Annotated in this window: 19 protein-coding genes; 10 read left to right on the forward strand and 9 right to left on the reverse strand. The window is 66.6% G+C overall.

Annotation, left to right across the window (positions count from 1 at the left end; translation table 11 throughout):
- Positions 1-27 precede the first annotated feature (27 nt).
- Genes AC1DIP_RS05430 through AC1DIP_RS05465 form a run of 8 tightly spaced genes read left to right on the forward strand, consistent with a single transcriptional unit; the run spans position 28 to position 9,353 of the window.
- A complete protein-coding gene (locus tag AC1DIP_RS05430; RefSeq protein ID WP_477733207.1) occupies positions 28-1,500 on the forward strand; it encodes a fumarylacetoacetate hydrolase family protein in 1,473 nt (490 codons plus the stop codon).
- Complete coding sequence (locus tag AC1DIP_RS05435) at positions 1,493-2,158, forward strand: GntR family transcriptional regulator (RefSeq protein ID WP_477733137.1); 666 nt, start codon at positions 1,493-1,495, stop codon at positions 2,156-2,158. The genes AC1DIP_RS05430 and AC1DIP_RS05435 overlap by 8 nt, the downstream gene beginning before the upstream one ends.
- Positions 2,159-2,169: 11 nt before the next feature.
- Positions 2,170-3,681, forward strand: coding sequence for a 5-carboxymethyl-2-hydroxymuconate semialdehyde dehydrogenase (gene hpaE, locus AC1DIP_RS05440; protein WP_364402052.1), 1,512 nt, complete (start codon positions 2,170-2,172; stop codon positions 3,679-3,681).
- 54 nt (positions 3,682-3,735) lie between these two features.
- Complete coding sequence (gene hpaD / locus AC1DIP_RS05445; protein WP_477733138.1) at positions 3,736-4,815, forward strand: 3,4-dihydroxyphenylacetate 2,3-dioxygenase; 1,080 nt, start codon at positions 3,736-3,738, stop codon at positions 4,813-4,815.
- Between the two features lie 2 nt (positions 4,816-4,817).
- Positions 4,818-5,603 (forward strand): 2-oxo-hept-4-ene-1,7-dioate hydratase, encoded by a 786-nt coding sequence (gene hpaH, locus AC1DIP_RS05450; RefSeq protein WP_477733139.1) that lies wholly within the window; start codon positions 4,818-4,820, stop codon positions 5,601-5,603.
- Positions 5,588-6,391 carry an HpcH/HpaI aldolase family protein gene (locus tag AC1DIP_RS05455; RefSeq protein ID WP_477733140.1) on the forward strand — a complete coding sequence of 268 codons (804 nt, stop codon included), beginning with the start codon at positions 5,588-5,590 and terminating at the stop codon, positions 6,389-6,391. Before hpaH ends, AC1DIP_RS05455 begins: the two co-directional genes overlap by 16 nt.
- 23 nt (positions 6,392-6,414) lie before the next feature.
- Complete coding sequence (locus tag AC1DIP_RS05460) at positions 6,415-7,920, forward strand: NAD-dependent succinate-semialdehyde dehydrogenase (RefSeq protein WP_477733141.1); 1,506 nt, start codon at positions 6,415-6,417, stop codon at positions 7,918-7,920.
- Positions 7,921-7,952: 32 nt separating this feature from the next.
- The gene (locus AC1DIP_RS05465; RefSeq protein WP_477733142.1) at positions 7,953-9,353 is read left to right on the forward strand and encodes an MFS transporter; all 1,401 of its coding nucleotides are present in this window, start codon (positions 7,953-7,955) and stop codon (positions 9,351-9,353) included.
- An 83-nt stretch (positions 9,354-9,436) separates the two neighbouring features.
- Here the strand turns inward: AC1DIP_RS05465 and AC1DIP_RS05470 are convergent, their stop codons facing one another.
- Complete coding sequence (locus tag AC1DIP_RS05470) at positions 9,437-11,002, reverse strand: right-handed parallel beta-helix repeat-containing protein (protein WP_477733143.1); 1,566 nt, start codon at positions 11,000-11,002, stop codon at positions 9,437-9,439.
- A 381-nt stretch (positions 11,003-11,383) separates the two neighbouring features.
- On the opposite strand from AC1DIP_RS05470, the gene AC1DIP_RS05475 reads away from it, so the two are divergent.
- Positions 11,384-12,793, forward strand: coding sequence for an aldehyde dehydrogenase family protein (locus AC1DIP_RS05475; protein WP_477733144.1), 1,410 nt, complete (start codon positions 11,384-11,386; stop codon positions 12,791-12,793).
- A 34-nt stretch (positions 12,794-12,827) separates the two neighbouring features.
- Here the strand turns inward: AC1DIP_RS05475 and AC1DIP_RS05480 are convergent, their stop codons facing one another.
- The 6 genes from AC1DIP_RS05480 to AC1DIP_RS05505 all read right to left on the reverse strand — a co-directional run bounded on the left by AC1DIP_RS05480 (position 12,828) and on the right by AC1DIP_RS05505 (position 17,952).
- On the reverse strand, positions 12,828-13,214 hold the full coding sequence (locus tag AC1DIP_RS05480) for a hypothetical protein (RefSeq protein WP_477733208.1): 387 nt from the start codon (positions 13,212-13,214) through the stop codon (positions 12,828-12,830).
- A 196-nt stretch (positions 13,215-13,410) separates the two neighbouring features.
- Positions 13,411-13,836, reverse strand: coding sequence for a heat shock protein transcriptional repressor HspR (locus tag AC1DIP_RS05485; RefSeq protein WP_477733145.1), 426 nt, complete (start codon positions 13,834-13,836; stop codon positions 13,411-13,413).
- A 15-nt stretch (positions 13,837-13,851) separates the two neighbouring features.
- Complete coding sequence (locus AC1DIP_RS05490) at positions 13,852-14,823, reverse strand: DnaJ C-terminal domain-containing protein (RefSeq protein WP_476207675.1); 972 nt, start codon at positions 14,821-14,823, stop codon at positions 13,852-13,854.
- A gap of 225 nt (positions 14,824-15,048) precedes the next feature.
- A complete protein-coding gene (locus AC1DIP_RS05495) occupies positions 15,049-15,750 on the reverse strand; it encodes a nucleotide exchange factor GrpE (RefSeq protein WP_476207677.1) in 702 nt (233 codons plus the stop codon).
- A gap of 3 nt (positions 15,751-15,753) precedes the next feature.
- Entirely contained in the window at positions 15,754-17,622 is a 1,869-nt protein-coding gene (gene dnaK, locus AC1DIP_RS05500) for a molecular chaperone DnaK (RefSeq protein WP_476207679.1), read from the reverse strand.
- A gap of 174 nt (positions 17,623-17,796) precedes the next feature.
- Positions 17,797-17,952, reverse strand: coding sequence for a hypothetical protein (locus AC1DIP_RS05505; RefSeq protein ID WP_477733146.1), 156 nt, complete (start codon positions 17,950-17,952; stop codon positions 17,797-17,799).
- On the opposite strand from AC1DIP_RS05505, the gene AC1DIP_RS05510 reads away from it, so the two are divergent.
- A complete protein-coding gene (locus tag AC1DIP_RS05510) occupies positions 17,944-19,191 on the forward strand; it encodes an MFS transporter (protein WP_477733147.1) in 1,248 nt (415 codons plus the stop codon). The two genes, AC1DIP_RS05505 and AC1DIP_RS05510, sit on opposite strands and share 9 nt — an antisense overlap.
- 18 nt (positions 19,192-19,209) lie before the next feature.
- Here AC1DIP_RS05510 and AC1DIP_RS05515 read toward each other — a convergent pair whose 3' ends face one another.
- The gene (locus AC1DIP_RS05515) at positions 19,210-19,506 is read right to left on the reverse strand and encodes a hypothetical protein (RefSeq protein WP_477733148.1); all 297 of its coding nucleotides are present in this window, start codon (positions 19,504-19,506) and stop codon (positions 19,210-19,212) included.
- 93 nt (positions 19,507-19,599) lie between these two features.
- Positions 19,600-20,346, reverse strand: a complete 747-nt coding sequence (locus AC1DIP_RS05520) for a TetR/AcrR family transcriptional regulator (protein WP_477733149.1) — start codon at positions 20,344-20,346, stop codon at positions 19,600-19,602.
- Positions 20,347-20,445 lie beyond the last annotated feature (99 nt).

Below are 20,445 nucleotides of genomic sequence, written 5' to 3' on the forward strand. Positions count from 1 at the left end.
GTATACGATTTCGTACCTGATGAGGAGATGGCTTTGGAGCAGGTCAACGGCGACACCCTGGCGGCAGCACGCAAGGTGATCGCAGTGCACATCAACTACCCCAGCCGGGCGGCACAGCGGGGCCGCACCCCGGCCCAGCCTTCCTACTTCCTCAAGCCTTCCAGCTCGCTGGCCCTGGGCGGAAGCCCTGTAGAGCGGCCCGCCGGCTGCGAACTGCTTGGCTACGAGGGCGAGATCGCCCTGGTGATCGGCAAGGCCGCCCGCCGCGTTTCGATCGGGGACGCCTGGAGCCACGTTGCAGCCGTCACCGCCAGCAACGATCTTGGCGTGTACGACCTCCGCTATGCCGACAAGGGCTCCAACCTCCGCTCCAAGGGCGGCGACGGGTTCACCCCGGTGGGCCCGGCACTGATCCCGGCAGACGCCGTCGACCCCGCCAAACTGCGCATCCGCACCTGGCACAACGGCGATCTGGTCCAGGACGACACCACCGAAGACCTGCTCTTCCCGTTCGCCCGGCTCGTGGCGGACCTCTCCCAGCTCCTCACCCTCGAGGAGGGCGACATCATCCTCACCGGCACCCCGGCCGGCGCCTCGGTCGCAAAGCCGGGCGACGTACTGGAAGTGGAAGTGGAGACGGTGGACGGCGGCCTGTCCACCGGGCGGCTGGCCACCACCGTAGTGGAAGGCACGACGGCGTTCGCGGACTTTGGTGCCCAACCCAAGGCCGATGACCTGCAGCGGGAGGAAGCCTACGGTTCCCGTGAAGCGGCGGGCCTCGCCGCCGTCGAACCCGTCCTCACCCCGGAACTGAAAGCCAAGCTCGAGTCGGTCGCCACCGCCACCCTGTCCTCCCAGATGCGCAAGCGCGGCCTTAACAACGTCAGCATCGACGGGCTGCAGGCCACCCGCCCGGACCGCCGCGTGGTGGGCCTGGCCCGCACCCTCCGCTACGTCCCCAACCGGGAGGACCTGTTCAAGACCCACGGCGGCGGCTTCAACGCCCAGAAGAAGGCCATCGATTCCGTCAATGAAGGCGAAATCCTGGTGATGGAAGCCCGCGGTGAAAAAGGAACCGGTACCGTGGGCGACATCCTGGCCCTCCGCGCCCAGGTCCGTGGCGCCGCGGCCATCATCACCGACGGCGGCGTCCGCGACTACTCCGCCGTGGCCGGCCTGGAGATGCCCACCTACTTCGCCAACCCGCATCCCGCGGTGCTGGGCCGCCGCCACATCCCGTGGGACACGGACATCACTATCGCCTGCGGCGGCGCCACCGTCCAGCCCGGCGACATCATCGTGGCCGATTCCGACGGCATCCTGGTGATCCCGCCGGCCATCGCCGAAGAACTGGTGGCGGACTGCATCCAGCAGGAGAGGGAAGAAACCTTCATCTTCGAGATGGTCAAGCAGGGCAACAGCGTTGACGGCCTCTACCCCATGAACGCCGAATGGCAGGCCCGGTTCCAGGAGTGGGAAGCAGGAAACCACAATGACTGAGGCCACCATGGTTGCCGGCAGCAAGTCCGAGCAGGCCTACCAGGCCGTCAAGGCCCGGATCGTCGAAGGCACCTACACCCCCGGCTACCGGCTTGTCCTCGGCTCCATCGCCAAGGACCTCGGGTTCAGCGTGGTCCCCGTCCGCGAAGCCATCCGCCGGCTCGAAGCCGAAGGCCTGGTGACCTTCGAACGCAACGTGGGCGCCACCGTCGCTGGCATCGACCCCACCGAGTACCTCTACACCATGCAGACCCTCAGCATCGTGGAAGGCGCAGCCACCGCGCTGTCCGCGCCGCTGATCGATCCCGCGGCCGTGGCCCGGGCCCGCGCCGTGAACGAAGAGATGCGCACGTGCCTGGACCACTTCGATCCGGTCCGCTTCACGCAGCTCAACCAGGACTTCCACAGCGTCCTGTTCGAGCATTGCCCCAACCCGCACATCCTGGATCTGGTGCACCGCGGCTGGAACCGGCTCGCAGCCATCCGGTCCTCCACGTTCCGCTTCGTCCCGGGCCGCGCCCGCGACTCCGTGGACGAGCACGAAAACCTGCTGAAGCTCATCGAAACAGGAGCCGACGCAGAGCAGATCGAAAAAGCCGCCAGGCTCCACCGCTCGGCAACCCTCGACGCATATCTCGCCCAAGCAAAGCACCAGTAAGGACTTCAATGATGACGACCTCAGTAGAAACCGCCAAGCACTACGTCCCCGAGGACCTGCCCACCCACATCCAGCACTACATCAACGGCCAGTTCGTTGATTCCGTGGGCGGCAAGACCTTCGACGTCCTGGACCCGGTCTCCAACCGGAACTACGCCACCGCAGCCGCCGGCCAAAAGGAAGACATCGACCTCGCCGTCGCCGCAGCCCGCGAAGCGTTCGTGAATGGCCCCTGGCCGAAGATGAAACCGCGGGAGCGTGCCCGCGTCCTGAACAAGATCGCCGACGCCGTCGAAGCCCAGGAAGCACGCCTGGCAGAACTGGAAACCTTCGATACCGGCCTGCCGATCACCCAGGCCAAGGGCCAGGCCCTCCGCGCCGCCGAGAACTTCCGCTTCTTCGCGGACCTCATCGTGGCCCAGTTCGACGACGCCATGAAGGTTCCCGGCTCGCAGATCAACTACGTGAACCGCAAGCCGATCGGCGTGGCTGGCCTGATCACCCCGTGGAACACCCCGTTCATGCTCGAATCCTGGAAGCTGGCCCCGGCCCTGGCCACCGGCAACACCGTGGTCCTCAAGCCGGCCGAGTTCACCCCGCTCTCCGCTTCCCTGTGGGCCACCATCTTCAAGGATGCCGGCCTGCCCGATGGCGTCTTCAACCTGGTCAACGGCCTGGGCGAGGAAGCCGGCGACGCGCTGGTCAAGCACCCGGACGTTCCGTTGATCTCCTTCACCGGCGAGACCACCACGGGCCAGACGATCTTCCGCAACGCCGCCGCGAACCTCAAGGGCCTGTCCATGGAACTCGGCGGCAAGTCCCCCTGCGTCGTGTTCGCGGACGCCGACCTGGACGCCGCGATCGATTCCGCGCTGTTCGGCGTCTTCTCCCTCAACGGCGAACGCTGCACCGCCGGCTCCCGCATCCTTGTTGAGCGCGCCATCTACGACGAATTCTGCGAAAAGTACGCCGCCCGGGCCAAGAACATCGTGGTGGGCGATCCCCACGACCCCAAGACCCAGGTGGGCGCCCTGGTCCACCCCGAGCACTACGAGAAGGTGGCCTCCTACGTGGAGATCGGCAAGTCCGAGGGCCGGCTCCTGGCCGGCGGCGGCCGCCCAGGCCACCTGCCCGAAGGCAACTACATCGCACCCACGGTGTTTGCCGACGTCGCCCCCGACGCCCGGATCTTCCAGGAAGAGATCTTCGGACCTGTCGTGGCCATCACCCCGTTCGAGAACGACGACGAGGCCCTCGCCCTGGCGAACAACACCAAATACGGCCTGGCCGCCTACATCTGGACCCAGAACCTGACCCGCGCCCACAACTTCTCCCAGAACGTCGAAGCCGGCATGGTGTGGCTGAACAGCCACAACGTCCGCGACCTGCGCACCCCGTTCGGCGGCGTCAAAGCCTCGGGCTTGGGCCACGAGGGCGGTTACCGTTCGATCGATTTCTACACCGACCAGCAGGCCGTGCACATCACGCTCGGCACCGTCCACACCCCCAAATTCGGCGCCTAAGCCAACCGGCCGCCGTCGTACTTCCACGCCCCCTTTCAAAGAAGAGAGAATCCAATGACCAACTTCGTCCCCACCCCCACCGTCCCGGCACCGGACATCGTCCGCTGCGCCTACATGGAAATCGTGGTCACGGACCTCGCCAAGTCCCGCGAGTTCTACGTGGACGTCCTCGGCCTGCATGTCACTGAAGAGGACGATAACAACATCTACCTGCGCTCCCTCGAGGAGTTCATCCACCACAACCTGGTGCTGCGCAAGGGTCCGGTCGCCGCCGTCGCCGCCTTCGCTTATCGCGTGAAATCCCCCGCCGAGGTGGATGCCGCCGAGGCCTACTACAAGGAACTCGGCTGCCGGGTGGAACGCCGCAAGGAAGGCTTCACCAAGGGCGTGGGCGACTCCGTCCGCGTGGAGGACCCGCTGGGCTTCCCTTACGAGTTCTTCTACGAGGTGGAGCACGTGGAACGCCTCACCCAGCGCTACGACCTCTACTCCGCCGGCGAGCTGGTCCGCCTTGACCACTTCAACCAGGTCACCCCGGACGTGCCCAAGGGCCGCAAGTACCTGGAGGACCTGGGCTTCCGCGTCTCCGAGGACATCAAGGATTCCGACGGCGTCACGTACGCCGCATGGATGCACCGCAAGCAGACCGTCCACGACACCGCCCTCACCGGCGGCAACGGCCCGCGCATGCACCACGTCGCGTTCGCCACGCACGAGAAGCACAACATCATCCAGATCTGCGACAAGATGGGCGCCCTGCGCATCAGCGACCGGATCGAACGCGGCCCCGGCCGGCACGGCGTGTCCAACGCCTTCTACCTCTACATCCTGGACCCGGACGGACACCGCATCGAGATCTACACCCAGGACTACTACACCGGCGACCCGGACAACCCCACCATCACCTGGGACGTCCACGACAACCAGCGCCGCGACTGGTGGGGCAACCCCGTGGTCCCGTCCTGGTACACCGAAGCCTCGCTGGTCCTGGACCTGGACGGCAACCCGCAGCCGGTCATCGTCCGCGAAGAGAAGTCCGAGATGGCCGTGACCGTGGGCGCCGACGGCTTCTCCTACACCCGCAAGCCCGAAGGCGAAGCCGCTGAAGGCTTCAAGCTGGGAGTGCAGGTCTAACCATGCTTGAGCCGAAGACGATTGAGGCCATCGCGGATGAGCTGGTGGAAGCCGGCCGGACCCGCACCCCTGTCCCCCGCCTGACCGACCGCTACCCGGACATGACGGTGGAGGACTCCTACGCGGTGCAGCAGCTGTGGCGCCGCCGCAACGAGGACGCTGGCCGGACCCTGGTGGGGCGCAAGATCGGCCTCACGTCCAAGGCCATGCAGGCCGCTACCGGCATTACCGAACCGGACTACGGCGCCATCTTCGACGACATGGTGCTGGACACCGGCTGTTCCGTGGAGTGGGACAGGTACACGCACCCGCGGGTGGAGGTGGAGCTCGCGTTTGTGCTGAAGGATGGGCTGAAGGGCCCGGGCGTCACCATTTTCGATGTCCTGAAGGCCACCGACTACGTGGTTCCGGCCCTCGAGATCCTGGATTCCCGGATCGAGATGGAGGGCCGGACCATCGTGGACACCATCTCCGACAACGCCGCGATGGGCGCCATGGTGATCGGCGGCAACCCCGTCAAGCCGGACGCCGTGGACCTCCGCTGGGTCTCCGCCATCCTGTACAAGAACCAGACCGTGGAGGAAACCGGCGTGGCCGCCGGCGTCCTGGACCATCCCGCCAACGGGGTCCACTGGCTGGCCAACAAGATCGCCGCCCACGGCGACGCCCTGAAGGCCGGGGACATCATCCTGGCCGGGTCCTTTACCCGGCCCATGTGGGTCTACAAGGGCGACACCGTCCACGCCGACTACGGTCCCCTGGGGAGCGTGACATGCCGTTTCGAGTAGAGGACACCTTCCGCTCCGCCTTGGCCCAGGCGGACCGCCCGCTCGCCGGGATGTGGGTCTGCTCCGGCAGCCCGCTGGTCGCCGAACTGTGCGCCGGGTCCGGTCTGGACTGGCTCCTGGTGGATGCCGAGCACAGCCCCAACGGGCTCGAATCCATCCTGGCCCAGCTCCAGGCCGTCCACGGCTACCCGGTCCACACCCTGGTCCGGCCGCCCGTCAACGACACCGTGGTGATCAAGCAGTACCTGGACCTCGGCGTGCAGAACCTGCTGGTCCCCATGGTCAACTCAGTGGCAGAGGCGGAAGCCGCGGTGGCGGCCACCCGCTACCCGCCGCAGGGTATCCGCGGGGTGGGCTCAGCCCTGGCCCGCGCCGCCCGCTGGAACCGGGTCCCGGACTACCTGGCCCGCGCCAACGACACCATCAGCGTCACCGTCCAGATCGAATCCACGGCTGCCGTCGAGGCTGTCGAGGACATCCTCAAGGTCGACGGCGTCGACGCGGTGTTCATTGGCCCGTCTGACCTCGCCGCCTCCATGGGCCTGCTGGGACAGCAGGAACACCCTGAGGTGCGTGCCGCCGTCGACCACTGCCTGTCCGCCGCGAGGGCGGCCGGAAAGCCCGCCGGGGTGAACGCCTTCAACCCGGACACCGCCCAGCACTACCTCGCGAACGGCGCCGACTTCATCCTGGTGGGAGCCGACGTCGCCCTCCTGGCCCGCGGCTCCGAAGCCCTCGCCGCAAAATACATCAAACCCGCCGGCGGCGACGCCCCCGCCAGCTACTGACCTTCCTCTCCTAAGGACTTCCCATGACAGTTACTTCCGAGCTGCCCCCTGCCCTCACACCGGAGCGCGAAGCCACGCTCCTTGCCTCGGTGCCCACTGGCCTTTTGATCGATGGTGAGTGGGTGGGGGCGTCCGACGGCGGCACGTTCGATGTGCATGATCCGGCCACCGGGGAGGTCCTCGCCACCCTCGCCTCCGCCACCAGCGCCGACGCTGTCGCCGCGTTGGACGCGGCCGACGCGGCCCAGGCCTCGTGGGCGCGGACCGCGCCCCGGGTGCGGGCCGAGATCCTACGCCGCGCCTTTGATTTGGTTACCGAGCGGGCCGAGGACTTCGCGCTGCTGATGACCCTGGAGATGGGCAAACCCCTCGCCGAGGCCCGCGGGGAGGTCACCTACGGGGCGGAGTTCCTGCGCTGGTTCGCCGAGGAAACCGTAAGGGACTACGGCCGCTACCTCACCACCCCCGAAGGCAAAAACAAGATCCTGGTCCAGCACAAACCCGTCGGACCCTGCCTGCTCATCACCCCCTGGAACTTCCCCCTTGCCATGGCCACCCGCAAAGTAGCGCCCGCCGTCGCGGCCGGCTGCACCATGGTCCTCAAACCCGCCAAACTCACACCCCTCACCGCCCAATACTTCGCGCAAACCATGCTCGACGCCGGCCTCCCCGCAGGGGTCCTCAACGTCGTCGCGTCCTCCTCCGCCTCCGGGATCTCCGGTCCCCTGCTCAAGGACTCCCGGCTCCGCAAAGTCTCCTTCACCGGGTCCACCCCGGTCGGCAAGCGCCTGATGGCCGACGCCGCCCAGAACGTCCTGCGCACCTCGATGGAGCTCGGCGGGAACGCACCGTTCATCGTTTTCGAGGACGCAGACCTGGACGCCGCCGTCGAGGGTGCCATGGCGGCGAAGATGCGGAACATGGGCGAGGCATGCACCGCCGCCAACCGGTTCCTCGTCCACGAAACCGTCGCGCAGGAGTTCACCCGCAAGTTCGCCGCCGCGATGGGCGCCCTCACCACCGGCCGCGGCACCGATCCCGGCACCACCGTCGGGCCCTTGATTGACGCCGGTGCGCGCGATGACGTCCACACCCTCGTCACCGCGGCCATCGACGCCGGGGCGGTCGCCGTGACCGGCGGGGCCCCCGTGGACGGGCGCGGGTACTTCTACGAGCCCACCGTCCTGGCCAACGTCCCCAACAACGCCGCGATCCTGGGCCAGGAAATCTTCGGCCCCGTCGCCCCCATCACCACCTTCGGCACCGAGGAAGACGCGATCAAGCTGGCCAACAACACCGAGTACGGGCTGGCGTCCTACCTCTACAGCCGAGACTTCAACAAACTCCTCCGGGTCGCCGAGCAGATCGAATTCGGGATGGTGGGATTCAACGCCGGCGTCATCTCCAACGCCGCAGCACCCTTCGGCGGCGTCAAACACTCAGGCCTCGGCCGCGAAGGCGGCTCCGAAGGCATCACCGAATACACCACCACCCAATACATCGGCATCGCAGACCCCTACGCCAACTGACACACCGACGTGTCCCATAGTAAGGAAACACCATGAGTGCATTGCCGCTTCAGCAGCGCAGCCGGGCAACGGACCGCCGCGTGGCATTCGCCACGATCATCGGCACCACCATCGAGTGGTATGACTTCTTCATCTACGCCAACGCCGCAGGCCTGGTGTTCGCCAAGCTCTTCTTCGAGCCCGCCGGCAACGACATCGGCATCCTGATCTCGTTCGCGTCCGTGGGCCTGAGCTTCCTCTTCCGGCCGCTCGGGGCCTTCCTTGCGGGCCACTTCGGCGACCGGCTGGGCCGGCGCGCCATGCTGGTCCTGACCCTGATCATGATGGGTGCCGCCACGACGTTGATTGGCGTCCTGCCCACGTTCGAGACGGCGGGCATCGTGGCTCCCATCCTCCTGCTGCTCCTGCGCATCCTGCAGGGCATCTCCGCGGGCGGCGAATGGGGCGGCGCCGTCCTCATGGCGGTGGAACACGCACCGCGGAACAAACGCGGACTGTTCGGCTCCTTCCCGCAGCTCGGCGTTCCCCTCGGCATGCTGCTCGCATCGGGAGTCCTGGCGCTGATGTCCGGCGTCGTCTCCCCCGGTGCCGCCTTTGTCCAGTGGGGCTGGCGGATCCCGTTCCTGCTCAGCTTCGTGCTGATCATCGTGGGCTTCGTGGTGCGCCGCAGCGTGGAAGAAAGCCCGGTGTTCGAGGAAATCGCGCAGAAGAAGCAGCAGACCCGGGTGCCCGTGGTGGAACTGTTCAAGAAGCACTGGCTGCTGGTGATCATCGCCGCACTGGTTTTCGCCGGCAACAATGCTGCCGGCTACATGACCACCGGAGGGTACATCCTCAGCTACGCCACCAATCCGAAGGGCCTGGCCATGGACCGTACCGAGGTGCTGCTTGCCGTCACGGCCTCCGGCGCCCTGTGGTTCATCTTCACCCTGGCAGCCGGCTTCCTTGCAGACAGCATCGGCCGGAAGAAGACCTACGTCATCGGCTACGGCAGCCTGATCGCCACGGTCTTCCCGCTCTTCTGGCTGGTCAACACCGGCAACATCTGGGCGCTGTTCCTGGGCCTGGCGCTGTTCACCGTGGGCCTGGGCCTGACCTACGGCCCGCAGGCGGCCCTCTACAGTGAGCTCTTCCCCGCATCCATCAGGTTCTCCGGTGTGGCCATTTCCTACGCGCTGGGTGCCATCATTGGCGGGGCTTTCGCGCCGATGATCGCCACCGCCCTGGTCCAGGCCACAGGTACCACGGTGTCCGTCTCGGTCTACCTGCTGATTGTGGCAGTCGTGTCTCTGGGCGCCGTCCTGGCCATCCGGGAGCGCAAAGGCATCGACCTTGGCATCAACAATCAGGCGGAGCAGGAGGTGGGCGCCACGGTGTTCGACAAGCGCCGGGCCGGGGCCGCAGGCGTTGTGGAGGCAACCAGCCGGGTCTAGGGCTGCCAAGGATGCCCGCTGGCCGGGGCGCACTTGCACAGTGCGCCCCGGCCAGCTGTTTAACGCAATCGGTGGAGCAGCTCCTAGCTGGTCAAGGCGTTCGCCACCAGAATCAACGTATCGGCGGCATAGCGGCTGATCTGCTTTTGCGACTGGGCATTGAGCTCCTGGATGAAGGCTGCCAGGGCGTGGTCCTCGAGCTTGCTCACGAGGCTGTCCCTGAGGCCCTGGTTGTCGATGTCACCCGAAGTGGCATATACACCTACGAGCTTCTGCAGGGTTGCGTAGGTGTCACCCTTGTCGGCAAGGTAGCCCAGGCCATACTTCTGGAGCTCGCTTCCGGCCACCGGCTTCAGGAACGACGCATCGGGCAGGGCGCCGTCCATGGTGCGGGGAGCGGTGAGTTGCTGCATGTCGAGGCTTTGGAAGTCTTCCGCAGCCATGGCAAGACCACCGTTGACCGTCCACGAATTGTTCGTCTCGTTCTCTGCCGGAGTGTTGTCGTTGGACGTCAGCGCCCCGGTGTAGGCCACATTGTTGTGCAGGACTTCCCGGTACCCGGCGATGTTGTCCGCATTTGTGGGGCTTACGCGTTCCAGCATGTTGAAGTTGGCGCCGTAGCCCGGTTTGTAGGCGGTGTTGTTGAGCCAATAGGCCGACTGGCCCGGCTGGTGGTTGGCATAGAAGTTGTTGGCGCCATTGTCGGCGGCCAGGGAGTTGATGACGGTGTGCAGCGGGATGGGCTGGGGCAGTCCGTCGGTCCGGTAGGCGTATCCCCCAACCTTGAATCCGTTCTGGTCACCCACCCCGTTCTGGTTGCCGTGGTGGCCGAAGGACCAGTCGTTGACGTAGGTAACCCGCCCTTGCGAAGTGATGCTGTCGAAGCCGTCATCGCTGTTGTGCCAGGCCCTGTCACCAATGAACCAGACGTTCTTTCCGTGGGCACCGAACCCGTCCGTGTTGCCGGCTGACTTCGCGGTGGGACCGATGTTGTTGTACGCATCGCTGTTCAGTACCACCCCGGTTCCGTCCAGCGTGTAGTAGAACCCGATCGCCTCGTTGTCGTGGGCAGCCATGTTGACGAAGTTGGCACCACCGGCGATTCTGAACGCCTCGGATTGCTTCTGGTCGCCCACCTTGACGCCCGTGACATCGAATCCGACGAAGTTCACGTCGGTGACCTGTGTTTCCACATAGAACGCGGCAACGCGCTGGTCGGTGGGTACGTTGCTGAAATCAAAGACGGGCCGGGGATCCCCCGGGTACGCGGCATAAGTGATCCCGCTCTTATTGATGTCATTGACGTAGTGGTAGACATCTTCGAACGGGTTGTTGGTTTCGGGGATGTCGAACTGGCTGTAGGTGCCGCCGCGGATGTAGACCACGTCTCCCGCAGCCGCCGCCGACTGCGCCTTCATCAAGGTCCTGAAGGGGGCATCCTTCGTTCCAGGATTGCTGTCATTTCCGGTTGGTGAGATGAAATAGGCGTGGGCACCCGCAGGCGGCGCCGCCTTCAGCGCACCCAGCACTGACAGGGCAGAATCCTGCGTTTGATCCACGGGGGCCGCATGGGCAGGGGCTGTGACGCCCAGGGCCCCCAACACGCAGGCACCGGCGACGGCCATTGCTGCACGCTTCGAGTTTTTCACGGACATGACTCCTTTGTATGTCGATTCATGGCGCACCTGCGGGTTCCCTCGCGCCCCAGCCACCCCAGCATTGGTGGAACACAGGGTTGGGCGCCTACCCGAAGATGAATCGATTCAAGCAGAAAGAAAACGCTTTCACAACGCTTGGTACGGTGCCCGCCGGCCAGGGTGGCCCACCTTTGGGGGCGCGCGACCATGCTCATGCGACCCCAATTTGGAGATCCCGGTGAAAAGTGGGCCAGTGTGCGCGCGGCAGCGTTCGCTCCCACACAACTGTCCTGCGCACAAAGACAAGAGCCTGGACCGGGGCGACAACCACACTGGGAGTAACCCGCTACGCCGACCGGCTGGCGTCCTTGCCTACTCGAAGTGGAGTATCCCTTGGAAACCTATGATGCGCTTCTCGCGTCCATTGCCCCCGCCGCCGGCACCGGCCGGACCATCTTTGACCCGGCCACCGGCGAAGCCGTGGGCGAGGCCCCCGTCCACGGTCTCGACTACCTGGAAAATGCCGTGGCAGCTGCCGTCGCCGCCCAACCCGCGTGGGCTGCCCTGGGCCACGACGCCCGGTCGGCCGCGCTCCTCAAAGCAGCCGACGCCGTCGAGCGCTCCGCCGAGGAACTCGCCCAACTGCTCTCCCGCGAGCAGGGCAAACCGCTGAACGGCCCCAACGCCCGCTTCGAAGTCGGTGCCTGCGTTGCGTGGCTCCGCGCCACCGCAGGCCTGCCGCTGGAACCGGAGACCATCGTCGACGACGGCGAAACCCGCGCCGAACTGCACTACCGGCCCATCGGCGTCGTGGGCGCGATCGGGCCCTGGAACTGGCCCATGATGATCGCCGTCTGGCAGCTCGCCCCGGCCCTGCGGATGGGCAATGCCGTGGTGGTCAAGCCCTCCGGCAACACCCCGCTGTCCGTGCTGGCCCTGGTCAAGGTCCTCAACGAGGAACTCCCCGAGGGCATCCTCTCGGTGGTTTCCTGCGGCCGCGAAGTTGGCGCCCGGCTCACCGACCACCCGGCGATCGGCAAGATCATGTTCACCGGTTCCACCGCAGGCGGCCGGGCCATCATCAAATCCTCCGCTGACACCGTCAAGCGGCTCACCTTGGAGCTGGGCGGCAACGACGCCGGCATCGTCCTGCCGGACGCCGACCCCAACGCCATTGCCCAGGACGTCTTCTGGGGTGCGTTCCTGAACACCGGCCAGACCTGCGCAGCGCTCAAGCGCCTCTACGTCCACGACAGCATCTACGACGCCGTCTGCGAAGAGCTCACCGCCGTGGCCAAGGCCATGCCGATGGGCAACGGCCTGGACGAGAACAACGTGCTGGGACCCCTCCAGAACAAAGCCCAGTACGACGTCGTGGCGAACCTCGTGGAGGCAGCGAAGGCTTCGGGCGCCCGCGTCCTCCTCGGCGGCAACCCGGACACCAGCCAGCCCGGATACTTTTACCCCACCACCCTCGTGGCGGACATCGACAACGACAACCCGCTGGTGGCCGAGGAACAGTTCGGCCCGGCCCTGCCGATCATCCGCTACAGCACCATCGACGAAGCAGTGGAGAAGGCGAACGGGCTCGACGTCGGCCTCGGCGCCTCCGTCTGGTCCCCCGACCTGAAGGCCGCCCGCGACGTCGCAGCCCGCATCCAGGCCGGCACCGTGTGGATCAACCGGCACGGCGCCGTGGACCCGCGCATCCCGTTCGGCGGCGCCAAGCAGTCCGGCTACGGGGTGGAGTTCGGCGTCGAAGGCCTCAAAGCGCTCGGCGTCCCGCAGGTCATTAACGGCTAAGGTTGGGCCTGAAACTGCCCCGGTCCTGGGATTGCTAGCCCATGGCCGGGGCAGTGGACGTCCGGCCGGCGAACTGCCGGCGGGCCCAGCGGGCGAGCTTCTTTCCCTTGCCCTTCCACCAGTTGTCCTCGTCCTTGTTGTAGTGGAAGCGGAAAACGATGGCCACCAGCACGAACATGCCCATCACCACATCCACCCAGGACGAGACCACCAGCGCGATGAAGACCGTCAGCGCGTTGGCCATGACCGACGGGATGGCCAGGGTCCGGAACACGGTGCTGGCCACGAAGCGCCGGTGCGACCTTGGGACGGACAACTCGCGGACCATGTCGAAGCAGACGCAGACCACCACGATGGCCTGCCCGATGGACAGCAGGATCTGCCCCGGCATGGAGCCGCTGAAGGCGGTGACCGCTTCCATCCCCGGGCTCACGGCCGGGCCTTGCTGTTATGAGCTTTGCTGAGAACCTTATACACGGAAAACCCCCAGAATTAGCGGAACCATCGCCGCTGATCCGGCGATGGTTCCATTCAAGTTTCGGGGGGCTCTTCCGTCACGAGTAGTGGGTACTCTATTTTCGCGGGACGCCGGTAGGCGGTACCTGCCGGTCTGGCTTCTACTGCCCGATGGCCCGCGGCCGCCACACCACCACGGCCTGGGACCTGGGCCGTGGCCGCTGCCCGCGCGCCAGGCTCACCACGTCACCGGCGGCGCCGGCGGCAAAGATCCGGGATTCCACGGTGCGCGGCCGGCGCCCGAGTTCCTCGGTGAGTTCCGAGATCCGGCTTTGCAGCGCGGCCACCTGGTTTTCGAGTTCCAGGATGCGCTTGATCCCCTCCAGCGACACACCTTCATGGGACAGTCGCTGGACTTCGCGCAGCATGTTCACGTCACGCTGCGAGTAGCGCCGGGACTTGCCCGGGGCACGGCTGGGCTTGACGATGCCGAGCCTGTCATACTGCCGCAGCGTCTGCGGGTGCATGTCCGCCAGCTCGGCCGCCACGGAGATCACGAAGATCGGCTGGTCAGCACTGATGTCCACGGCTCACCTCCGGTCCTAGAGCCGGGCCTTGGCTGCCAGGCCCTCACGGACATCCGCCGACGACGTGGCCTCGGCGAACGCCTTGACCGCAGCTTCGGCATCCTTGTTGAGATTCTTGGGAACCGCCACGTCGATGGTCACCAGGAGGTCGCCCGTGGCCTTGGACGTCTTCACGCCTTTGCCCTTGACCCGCAGGGTACGGCCCGACGGCGTTCCCGCCGGAACGCGGACCTTGACCTTCTCGCCGTCGACGGTGGGAACTTCTATGTCCGCTCCCAAAGCAGCTTCCGGGAAGGTGACGGGTACGTGGATGCGGAGGTTGTCGCCGTCGCGCGTGTAGAAGGCGTGGGGCTGGACCGAGACGGACACCACCAGGTCGCCGTTGCCGGCAGCCCCGGGCTGGCCCTTGCCGCGGACGCGGACCTTCTGGCCGTCTTTGATGCCGGCCGGGACACGGACGTCGATGACCTCGCCGCTGGGCTCGCGCAGTCCGATGGTGGTCCCGCGGATGGAGCCGGCAAAGGAAATGCTGGTAGACGCCGTACGGTCGGCACCTTTTTGCGGGGTGCGCTGGAAGCCGGGAGCACCGCCGAAGCCGCCGAAGAGGTCAGCGAACTCGGGCGGGATGCCGCCGCCTGCGGGGTTGAACCCGCCCGCGTGGCGTCCGGTGTTGCCGGTGAACAGGCCGCCGAACATGTCCTCGAACCCGCCGTTGCCGCCCGCGGCACCGCCCGGAGCAAACCGGGCACCGCTGCCCATGGCCCGGATGGCGTCGTACTGCTGGCGCTCGTCGGGATCCGAGAGCACCGAATAAGCCTCTGAGATGTCCTTGAACTTCTTCTCGGAAGCAGCGTTCCCCGCATTCGTATCAGGGTGGTGCTGCCGCGCAAGCTTCCGGTAGGCCTTCTTGATATCGGCTTCGGAAGCGTCCTTGGCAACACCAAGGATCTTGTAAAAGTCCTTGTCCACCCAATCCTGGCTAGCCAATGGCGTTTCCTTTCTTGTACTTACTAAAGCTCTACACGCTGCATGGGCCCCGAGCTTGTGGTCATCTCACCTTAGGTGACACGAACGCCGAACGCCGGAGCGGATGAGGGGGCCCGGGAGTGGCTTCGGGCCTGCCGAAGCGTGGCGGCTTAGGTCCGCAGGACCAAGCCGCCACGCGTAGGGGCGGGGCCCCCTCATCCGCGGAGGCGTGGAGGTAAACGCCGACTAGGCCGGAACAGCCACAATCACTTGGGCTGCGCGGAGTACGCGGTCTCCTGATTTGTAGCCTGAGCGGAGGACCTGGCTGACGGTGTCAACCTCGATGTCCTCGCCGGGCTGCTGGATCAGGGCCTCGTGGATCGTGGGATCGAACTCCACGCCGGTCTCGTTGATGCGGACCAGGCCGTACGTCTTCAGCGCGTTCTCCAGTTTGGTGGCGATCGCCGCGAAGGGGCCGTCGGCCAGGTCGCCGTGCTGCCGGGCGGCGTCGACGTCGTCCAGGACCGGGAGCAGGGAGTTCAGGACGCCGATGACGGCCATTTCCCCTGCCACGGCGCGGTCGCGTTCAACCCGCTTGCGGTAGTTGACGTACTCAGCCTGCAGGCGGAGCAGGTCGTTGCGCAGTTCGGCTGCCTCGGCGTTGCCGGCTGATCCTGCCGGAGCCCCCTGGGCCACGGAGTCCTCGGCCGGCACGTCCACGCCGTTGAGGATCTCTTCGGCCTGGGCCAGCGCGTCGCCGTCGGAATCCGCGGCCCCGGCCTGGGACCCGGCCCCGGGGGCAGACTGGCCGCCCTCGGGATGCCGGGCCTGCCCGGTCACCGGGTCAACCTTGCGGTTGTCCCGGATGACCGGCTCCTGGCCGTTGCCGTGCGCGTTGTGCTGGCCGGCCGATGCGTTGTGCTCTTCCTCGTTACCGTGGTGCGGCATGGGTTACTTCTTCGCTTCGTCTTCGTCGATGATCTCGGCGTCGACGATGTCCTCGTCCGAGGAACCTGCCGAAGCTCCGGCGGCACCCTCAGCGCCGGGAGCGGCTGCGCCGTCCGGGGAACCGGCCTGGGAGTAGATGGCCTCGCCCAGCTTGGTCTGGGAAGCCTGCAGCTTCTCGAATGCGGACTTCACTGCCGCGTCGTCGGTGCCTTCGAGGGCCTTCTTGAGGGCGTCGACGTCGGCCTGGACCTCGGTCTTGACCTCTTCGGGCAGCTTGTCGGCGTTGTCGGCGATCAGCTTGTCCACGGAGTAGGCCAGCTGCTCGGCGGTGTTGCGGGTGTCGGTCGCCTCGCGGCGGGCCTTGTCCTCGGCTGCGTGCTCCTCGGCGTCCTTGACCATGCGGTCGATGTCTTCCTTGGAGAGGCTGGAGCCGCCGGTGATGGTCATGGACTGTTCCTTGCCGGTGCCCTTGTCCTTTGCGGAGACGTGCACGATGCCGTTGGCGTCGATGTCGAAGGTGACCTCAACCTGGGGAACGCCGCGCGGTGCCGGGGCGATGCCGGTCAGCTCGAACGTGCCCAGCGGTTTGTTGTCGCGGGTGAACTCGCGCTCGCCCTGGAAGACCTGGATGGCCACGGACGGCTGGTTGTCGTCTGCCGTGGTGAAGGTCTCGGACCGCTTGGTGGGGATGGCGGTGTTGCGCTCGATCAGGTGCGTCATGACGCCGCCCTTGGTCTCGATGCCGAGGGACAGCGGGGTGACGTCGATCAGGAGGACGTCCTTGCGCTCACCCTTCAGCACGCCGGCCTGCAGTGCGGCACCAACGGCCACGACCTCGTCCGGGTTGACGCCCTTGTTGGGCTCCTTGCCGCCGGCCAGTTCCTTGACCAGCTCGGAAACGGCGGGCATACGGGTGGAGCCACCCACCAGCACGATGTGGTTGATGTCGGAGAGCTTGATGCCCGCTTCCTTGATGACGTCGTGGAACGGCTTCTTGGTGCGCTCCAGCAGGTCCTTGGTGAGGTCCTGGAACTTGGCGCGGGTGAGCTGCTCGTCCAGGTGGACCGGGCCGTCGGGGGTGACGGACAGGTACTGGAGGGAGACGTTGGTGCTGGAGGAGGATGAGAGTTCCTTCTTGGCCTGCTCGGCTGCTTCGCGGAGGCGCTGCAGGGCGATCTTGTCCTTGGAGAGGTCGATGCCCTTCACCTTGAGCTGGTTCAGCAGGTAGTCGACGACGCGCTGGTCCCAGTCGTCGCCGCCCAGGCGGTTGTCGCCTGCAGTGGCGCGGACCTGGATGGTGGAGAAGTTGTCTTCGTCCTTGCCGACTTCCAGCAGGGACACGTCGAAGGTGCCGCCGCCGAGGTCGAAGACCAGGATGAGTTCGTCTTCCTTGCCCTTGTCCAGGCCGTAGGCGAGGGCTGCTGCGGTGGGCTCGTTGACGATGCGCAGGACGTTGAGGCCGGCGATTTCGCCGGCTTCCTTCGTGGCCTGGCGTTCGGCGTCGTTGAAGTAGGCCGGGACGGTGATGACAGCGTCGGTGACCTTTTCACCCAGGTAGGACTCGGCGTCGTTCTTCAGCTTCATGAGGATACGGGCGGAGATTTCCTGCGGGGTGTACTTCTTGTCGTCGATCGCGACGGTCCAGTCGGTGCCCATGTGGCGCTTGACGGAGGCGATGGTGCGGTCGATGTTGTTGACGGCCTGGCGCTTGGCGATTTCGCCAACCAGGACTTCGCCGGACTTGGAGAATGCAACGACCGACGGCGTGGTGCGGCCACCCTCGGCGTTGGCAATAACGGTGGGCTCGCCACCTTCGAGAACGGAGACGACGGAGTTGGTGGTTCCGAGGTCGATACCTACTGCACGTGACATGTGTTGCTTCCTTCTTTCCTTGGAAACTGGCTGGCGCCCCAATGATTGAGCGTTCTGCACTCAACTTTACTCAGCCGTGAAAGGATGTCAACACAAGTTGAGTGAACTACGCTCAACTTTGCTCGGGGCGTACAGCAGCGCACGACGGCGGCACGCGCCGGCGGGGCGGAGGCGTCAGTCCGCGCCGGGCGCGTCCAGGACCGCGGCGAGCAATCCGGGGAACCGGGCATCAAGGTCCTCGGCGCGCAGGGTCAGCCTGCGGCCGCGCCCGTTGGCCTCGTTCCGGATGATGCCTGCCTCGCGGAGCACCTTCATCAGGTTGTGACGCACCCACCCGCAGTCCGGCCCAGAGAGTCGCACCGGAGGCTGGGTTTCGTCCTCATTGCCGCCGCCACGGCAGCGATGATGGCCGGAGCCAGCGCGCCGTCCCCGTTCTACCCCACCCTGCAGGAGCAGCTGCACCTGCTGCCGGTGGCCACCACCGGGATCTTCGCCGTCTACGCCGTGGCCCTCCTGGCGGCCCTGCTGGTCTTCGGCTCCATCTCCGACCACCTCGGCCGCCGGCCGGTCATCAGCGTGGCATTCCTCCTGCTCGCCGGCAGCGTCGTGACCTTCCTGGCGGCGGATTCGCTGGCGATGTTGCTGGCGGCCCGCGTCCTCCAGGGGGTGGCCAGCGGCATCCTCCTCACCACGCTCTCCGCGGCGATCGCCGATCTGGAACCGGAGGATGACCCGGGCTCCAGCGCCGCCTGGAACACGGTGGCACCCCTGGGCGGCCTGGCCCTGGGCGCGCTGGCATCGGGCCTGCTGCTGGACCTCCTGGCGGAGCCCCGCGTGCTGGTGTTCGTCTCGCTTTCGGTCCTGTACGTGGTGTTCGCCGCACTGGTGTGGGCCTGCCCGGAAACCTCACCCCGCACGTCCGGGGCGGCGGCGTCACTCAAGCCGCACCTGACCCTGCCGCCGGCCGCACGCCGCGCATTCATCACCGGCGCCCCGGCCGTTTTTGCCGGTTGGGCCACGGGCGGGCTGTACCTCTCCCTTGGCGCTGCGATCGTGCACACCACTTTCGGCATCCGGGAGCATCTGTGGCAGGGCATGGTGATCACCATCCTGGCGGGGACCGGAGCCGCGTCGGCGGCCTGCCTGCACCGCTTTGGAGCCCGCACCATCACTATTTTCGGCACCACGGCGCTGGCCGTGGGGACTGCACTGTCGCTGCTGGCCCTCGGCCTGGATTCGTTTGGCCTGTTCCTGGCCGCCGTGGTGGTGGCAGGCGCCGGTTTCGGCACTGCCTTCATGGGCGTCATCCGGTCCATCAGCCCCCTGGTGGAGGATCATGAACGCGCCGGGACTTTTGCCTCGCTCTTCGTCGTGGCCTACACGGCCTTCGGCGTTCCGGCGGTGCTGGCAGGCCTGCTGGCCCCCATCCTGTCCCTCCCGGTCACCACCTACGCCTACGGCGGCCTGGTGACGGTCCTGGCTGCGGTGGCAGCCATCAGCCGCGCCCGCAGCAAGGACGCCCAACCCGCCAAGGAGGACAGCCTGGTGGCGGCGGACGCCGTCGGGTAAGGGGACCCCTGCGGGTGCCTACCGGCCGGAGTCGGGGCGCCCATGGAGCGGTCCGCGCTCCTCATCGGTCGCCTGGACCTGGCCGTCGGTGAGGCCCTCGCGGACGGCACGCTCGGTCCGGGCGCCTCCGGTGGTGCCGGCGTCGCCGTAGTCGCCTTCCTCGTATTCGCCATCCAAAACATCACGGTCGGGCTCGTTGAGGGTCCCGGCGTCGCCGTAATCCCCGTCGACGTACTGCCCGCCTTCCCCCTCCAGTCCGGGGGCACTGCCGCCCTTGCGGGGTTCCTCGGCTGCAACTTCAGGATTCTCGGTCATGGTGCATCTCTCCTTCGAGGCTCCGCGTCCGTCCGGGCGCACTGGCAGTCTACCGACGGGGCGGGCGCACCAACAGGGCCCGCGCGGGCTGCGTCAGCAGGGCTGCACCGGCAGTCCCGCAATCCCCGCCAAGACGGCGAGGTGGTGTTCGAAGAGTTCCTGCGGTGCCCGGAAGGTGTCCGGGCCGTACTGGTTGAACACCTCGAAGCTGACCGCACCAAACAGGGAGCTCCACACCAGGACGCCCCGCGCCACCAGCTCGTCCGGAATGGCCAGCCCGAATTCCCGGCGGATGGCCTCCAGATCGGCGGCCAGGGTGGGCGGAAGCTGCGGGGATGGTCCCGCAGCCGCCAACTGCCCCGCCCGGGAGGCGGCGTCCAGTACGCCAATGAGGCTGACGATGACGCGCGTGCCGGGGCCCGTGGTGCGTTCGGCCGGGGCGTTGTAGCCGGGAACCGGGCTGCCGAACAGGAGTGCATAGCTGGCAGGTTCGCGCAGGGCCCACTCCCTGACAGCCCTGCAGATGGCCAGGAACCGGCCAACATGGCCGCCTTCGGGCACCGCCGCAACGGCCGCGTCCACTTCATCGCCCAACTCACCGAAGGCATCGATCAGCAGCAGCGTGAGGAGCTCATCCCGGCTCTCCACGTAGCGGTAGACGGCGGATGACACCACTCCTAAGTCCCTCGCCACGGCCCGCAGGGAGAGGGCGGCAGCGCCATCGGTGGCCAGGTGCCGCCTGCCCAACCGGACAATGTCCGCCACGGTCTGGGACCGCGCGCGCTGCCGGGGCGTCAAGGTTTGCAACCGGTCAGCACCTGTTTCGTGGGCGTCGTCCATGTCCCCAGCATGCCATAACCGTGAGCGCCGGAAGCTGAAGAGAGCACCGCTCTTGACTTTGCGGCCCTGCATAAGCATCCTTGTCTTCGAGAGCACTGC

Source organism: Pseudarthrobacter sp. 05T312 (assembly GCF_056396685.1).